The sequence below is a fragment of the uncultured Mobiluncus sp. genome, assembly GCF_947254095.1.
Lineage (GTDB): Bacteria > Actinomycetota > Actinomycetes > Actinomycetales > Actinomycetaceae > Mobiluncus.
In genome coordinates this window covers 1-5,262 of record NZ_CAMYBV010000038.1, presented here as the reverse complement: position 1 = coordinate 5,262, position 5,262 = coordinate 1, and the positions used below count along the sequence as shown (strand labels likewise).

5 protein-coding genes are annotated in these 5,262 nt (G+C 59.4%); 4 read left to right on the top strand and 1 reads right to left on the bottom strand.

What is annotated here, in order from left to right:
* Window positions 1-74 precede the first annotated feature (74 nt).
* Window positions 75-350: a hypothetical protein gene (locus Q0X47_RS08300; protein WP_297724948.1), complete on the bottom strand. Its 276-nt coding sequence runs from the start codon at window positions 348-350 to the stop codon at window positions 75-77.
* 16 nt (window positions 351-366) lie between these two features.
* Here Q0X47_RS08300 and glpA point away from each other — a divergent pair, with 16 nt between their 5' ends.
* The 4 genes from glpA to Q0X47_RS08280 form a co-directional block, all read left to right on the top strand.
* Complete coding sequence (gene glpA / locus Q0X47_RS08295) at window positions 367-2,106, top strand: anaerobic glycerol-3-phosphate dehydrogenase subunit GlpA (RefSeq protein WP_297724945.1); 1,740 nt, start codon at window positions 367-369, stop codon at window positions 2,104-2,106.
* Window positions 2,103-3,407 (top strand): glycerol-3-phosphate dehydrogenase subunit GlpB, encoded by a 1,305-nt coding sequence (gene glpB, locus Q0X47_RS08290; protein WP_297724941.1) that lies wholly within the window; start codon window positions 2,103-2,105, stop codon window positions 3,405-3,407. The genes glpA and glpB overlap by 4 nt, the downstream gene beginning before the upstream one ends.
* Entirely contained in the window at window positions 3,404-4,807 is a 1,404-nt protein-coding gene (locus Q0X47_RS08285) for an anaerobic glycerol-3-phosphate dehydrogenase subunit C (protein ID WP_297724938.1), read from the top strand. The genes glpB and Q0X47_RS08285 overlap by 4 nt, the downstream gene beginning before the upstream one ends.
* The coding region (locus Q0X47_RS08280) for an FGGY family carbohydrate kinase (RefSeq protein WP_297724935.1) at window positions 4,776-5,262 on the top strand (487 nt) is incomplete at its 3' end. The genes Q0X47_RS08285 and Q0X47_RS08280, both read left to right, overlap by 32 nt.

Below are 5,262 nucleotides of genomic sequence, written 5' to 3'. Positions count from 1 at the left end.
TTCTCTCAAGACACTACCGACCGTCGAAACCGATCACCCCCGCTATTCAGTTATCCCTGCCAATGGCAAGTATTTCATTGTAACCCCAGCCCGGATTTCTGTCCATAGCCCGGCATACCCAACTCATATTCGCCGTAACGATTCTCTGTATATGTCCGAACGACCGATTTCACTTCCCAGACTTCACCTATGGCCACTGGCAAAATGTCCCTATCTGCAAAGACACAGTTTGCAATCAGGAACAATCCTGCATACACCTTTTGAAAACGGTCAGTCGTGCAATCAACTCCACCAAATGCCCCCGCCCAGGCAGCGCCGCCAGCGCGTAATGCCCCCATCTCACTGGACATCAGATAGGCTTTTACTATGAGTACCCCCACCCGCCTGCACGCTGACCTCGTCGTTATCGGCGGCGGCGCAACCGGTGCCGGGGTCGTGCGCGATGCGGCAATGCGCGGCTACGATGTCATTCTGTTGGAACGGGCCGATATTGGGCAAGGTACTTCCGCCCGCTACCATGGACTGCTGCATTCGGGCGGACGCTACGTCATCTCTGACCCCGAATCTGCCTCTCAGTGCGCCGATGAAAACGCTATTTTGCGCCGCATCAACGCCGATGCGTTGGAGGACGTGGGCGGTCTGTTTGTGTTGACCCCCGATGACCCCGAGGACTATGCGGATCGTTTCCTCCCAGCCGCCCTCCAAGCCGGTGTGACCTGCGAAGAAATCCCCCTCAGTACCGCTTTCAAGGCGGAACCGCGGCTGAATCCACAGATTAAACGCGCTTTCCAAGTCAATGACGGGGCGGTGGACGGGTGGAAACTCATCTGGGGCGCCCTGGAATCTGCACAGGAATACGGCGCAAAAATCCTGCCCTATCACCGGGTTGAATCGATTACTGTCAAGGACGGTGCGATCTGCGCTGTGTCGGCTCGGGATGAAAAGACCGGTGCGGACGTTCACGTTGATTGTCGCTTTGTCATCAATGCGGCCGGACCGTGGGCGGGTCAGATTGCCGAAATGGTTGGCGCCAGCGATATAGAAATTATACCTGGTCGGGGTATCATGATTGGTTTTAATCAACGCCTGGTCCACCACGTCATCAACCGCTGCGCCCTGTCCGGAGACGGCGATATTCTGGTACCGGCCCACCCCATTTGCATCATCGGGACCACCGACCAACCCGCCGTCAAACCGGATTTCCTGGCCATCAAGCCCGAAGAAGTCCAACAAATGCTCGACAAGGGCGAGCAAATGGTTCCCGACTTGCGCCAAGCCCGACCCCTGCACGTCTGGTCTGGCGCCCGTCCCCTGCTGCGAGATACGCGCGTCAGCGCCACAGACACCCGGCATATGACTCGTGGCATGGCCATTCTCGACCACCTGGAACGCGACAACATTCACGGTTTCCTGACCATCGTGGGCGGCAAACTCACGACTTATCGTCTGATGGCGGAAAAGGTCGTGAACATTATGTGTCACCAGCTGGGTGACAATCGGGTTTGTACTACCGCACAAGAGCCCGTCCCCTCCGCTCGCGCCCGCCGTTTCAGTCATTTGTCCGATCGGCTGCAGGCCCGTGAGACAGACCGCCACGACGACCCCATCATCTGTGAATGCGAACTGGTCAATCAACGGATGATTCTGGAGGCGCTACAGGAAAATCCCCTTGCCAACATCGACGATTTGCGCCGCCAGTTGCGCATCGGCATGGGACCTTGTCAAGGCAGTTTCTGCGGGGCACGCACCGCGGGCATTATCCACGACTTCCGCTCTCAGAATCCCCCGGCGCCGCCCGTTTCCGCCACGACCCACGAAACCCCAACCCCCGACCCCGGTACCACTTCTGGTGCCTCCTGCCCCGCAGCCACGCCCGCCGATGTCAGCACCACCATACTGAACCTGTTTTTGTCCAACCGTTTGGGCGGAATTACCCCCATTCTCTACGGTGCGCTGGCTCGTGAAATGGCTTTGCAGAGATGGATTTTAGGCACTTTGGACCTGGAACACCTGCCCGGCCCTAGCCCGGAATCCTGCCGCGCCACCGGCGACCTGGCGTTAAATCACGGCACAGATCGTGACGAACCGACAGGAGGTGCCCGGTGAAAATCGCCGTAATCGGTGCCGGATTGACCGGTTTGAGTGCCGCCCTCATGGCTCACGAAAAAGGATACCGAGTTACGGTATATACCAAAGGCCTCGGTGGACTGGTACTTTCCGCCGGTACCGGCGACCTGTTGGGTTACCTCCCAGACCGTCCCGACCCCGTGGTTGGCGATCCTTTCCAGGCCGTGGACGACTTGCCGAATAACCACCCCTACCGCCTGATTGGGACCGAACACTTACGCGCCGGGATGGAATGGTATCGGCGCGCCCTGCCCGTTTTTTGGGCACCGGCCAACCCCACGAACACAAACACATTCCTGGCTTCTGCCCTGGGCTCTGTGCGTCCCACCTACCTGGTGCCCCAAACCTGTGCCGCGGGAGCCTTGCACGACCAGATGAAGCTGCTGGTGGTGGGCCTCAAACAATTCAAAGACTTCCCCGCCACCCTCATCGCCGACAACCTCAATCGCGCTGAGCGGTTCTCGCTTTCCGCGCGGGCGGTGACCCTGGACTTCAGCGGACGCGGACACGAAGCCGACGTCACCGCCACGGACTATGCCCGAAACTTGGACGTCGCCGACCTGGACCCGCAGCGAGCCGCCAAACTGCGCCAAAAATTCGCTGACCTGCTGAACGACACCGTGCAAAGCGGGGAAACCATCCTCATCCCCGCCCTGCTGGGATTGAGCACGCAAACCTTTAGCGAATTTCAAGCCCTGGTTCACGCGCCTGTCGCCGAAGTTCCCACCGTTCCCCCCTCTATCTTGGGCCGACGCGCCTACGACATCTTGGTCAACAGCTGCCGCGAAGCCCGCGTCGACATCCACACCAACTGCGAGGTTTTGTCCGCCGCCAGCCTGGACGGCACCGTGACCGCGCTGCGGGTCGCACGCGCCGGGGGCGTGGACGAAGTGAAAGTTGACGCGGTATTAGACGCAGCGGGCGGAATGACCTCGGGCAACTTTGAGCGCGACTCACACTTAAATATCCAAGAAAAGGTCTTTAACCTCCCCGTGTTCACTCCCGCCCCCGACGCCACCGGCTACCTCAATTCCATTCATCCCATTGACCTGGACAATCGCCAGGAGCTCGAGAGAGTACTGATGTCAGGAGTGAGGGTCGATGCCACGATGCGTCCCGTTGACGCATCCGGTCGCCGGCTCTACGACAATGTATATTGCCTGGGCGAAATGCTGGGAGCTTGTGCGCCGTGGCGCGAGCTTTCCGGGGAAGGCCTCGCCTTAGGCAGCGCCTGGGCGGCCGTACAATCGTTGGCGTCCCCTGAGAGGAGCCGGTCATGACGGAAATCTCCGCACTCGATTACGCCAAAGCGAACCTGGCGCGCACTTCCCTGGATCAGTGCCTGAAATGCACCATCTGCGAGACCCAATGCCCGGTCATGCGGGTTACTCCGAATTTTTCCGGGCCCAAGTTCGTGGGTCCCCAAGCGGAACGTTTCCGCAAGGGTCAGTCCGTGGACAGGTCCCTAGACTACTGTTCCGGCTGCTCCATCTGTACTACCGTGTGCCCCCACGGGGTGAAGATTGCCGAGCTGAACGCCCAGGCGCGTGCCGTCATGAAGGCCGACAACATGCCCTTACGCGACCGCCTGATTACCCAAACAGAGCTCGAAGGCAAACTGCTGACCCCACTGGCTCCCATCGCCAACGCGGCGCTGAAAAACCGGCCGATTCGCAAACTTGTGCAGGCCGTTATCGGAGTCCACGCCGACGCCCCCACCCCGGTGGCTCAATCCACCAGCTTCTTGACCTGGTGGAAGAGACACGAAAAGGCGGTCTACGGTGGCCCCTACGTCCCGCGCCGTCCCCAATCGACCATGTATCTGCCTTCTGAAATGAAGTGGCACCGCGGCCCTATCGTGTTCTTCCACGGCTGCGCCGGAGCGTACTTTGAAGTGTCCACCTCCATCGCGACAGTCGAGGTGCTGGAACATCTGGGGTATCGCGTCATCGTGCCGAAACAAGGCTGCTGCGGGCTGGCGTCACAATCAAACGGGCTGTTCAACGATGCTTCGCGCCATGTTTTACAGCTGGCACGCCAACTGCAGCGCGCCGGGAAGAACCTGCAGATTGTTTCCTCTTCCGGGTCTTGCGCGGGAATGCTGCGCCACGAAGCTCGCGAAATCATGGGGTTGGAAGATGCCGTGTTGCGAGACGTGGGCGCGCGCTTGTTCGAGACGTCCGAGTTCATCGCGCATCTAATGGACGAGGGCGAATTCCCGGAAAGCGACCTGCGCCCGCTGAATCTGACCTTGACCTATCACCAGCCCTGTCAGGTAAAATCCCAGGGTATCGGCAAACCGGCGATTCGAATGCTGGAAACTATCCCCGGCGTGCACGTGGTGGAATCGGGCCAGCCCTGCTGCGGTATCGCCGGAACCTACGGACTAAAGAAAGAAAAATTCGCCGTGGCCCAAGCCATCGGCAAGCCTCTGTTTGCAAAAATTAAAGCCGTGAACCCCCACTTGGCGGCCTGCGACACCGAAACGTGCCGCTGGCAGATCCGGAAAGGAACCGGCGCCGAAGTCGTTCACCCCATCGAGATTCTCGCTCGCGCACTGGGACTGCCGGGTCAAGGCGCGGGCCCCCAAAATCTGACCACCGGCCTAGTGACGCCTGAGGAAAACCGATACGAAAGGACAGACAACGATGTCTCAGAAAAAATATGTTATGGCCATTGACCAGGGCACGACCTCGTCTCGAGCCATTATTTTTGACCACTACGGGCGCATAGTTTCGGTCGGTCAGATGGAGCATGAACAGATTTTTCCCTCTCCCGGTTGGGTCGAGCACGATGCGACCGAAATCTGGTTCAACGTGCGGGAAGTCGTGGGCCGTGCCTTGGGGAACGCCACGAAACAGACCGGGATGGAGCTCAACCACCACGACATCGCCGCCCTGGGCATCACCAACCAGCGCGAAACCACGATTGTGTGGGACAAAAACACTGGTCAGCCCGTCTATAACGCGATTGTTTGGCAGGATACTCGTTCCCAAGACATGGTGGACCGGTTGGCAGCTAACGGCGGGCCGGATCGGTGGCGTCCGCTAGTGGGCGAAACCCTGTCCACCTATGCCTCAATCACCAAGATTATGTGGATTTTGGAAAACGTGCCGGGAGCGCGCGAACGCGCCG

Excerpts from the sequence above, each read along its gene's own strand:
- Q0X47_RS08300 (WP_297724948.1), bottom strand. The coding sequence starts at position 350 with ATGTCCAGTGAGATGGGGGCATTACGCGCTGGCGGCGCTGCCTGGGCG.
- glpA (WP_297724945.1), top strand. The coding sequence starts at position 367 with ATGAGTACCCCCACCCGCCTGCACGCTGACCTCGTCGTTATCGGCGGC.
- Q0X47_RS08285 (WP_297724938.1), top strand. The coding sequence starts at position 3,404 with ATGACGGAAATCTCCGCACTCGATTACGCCAAAGCGAACCTGGCGCGC.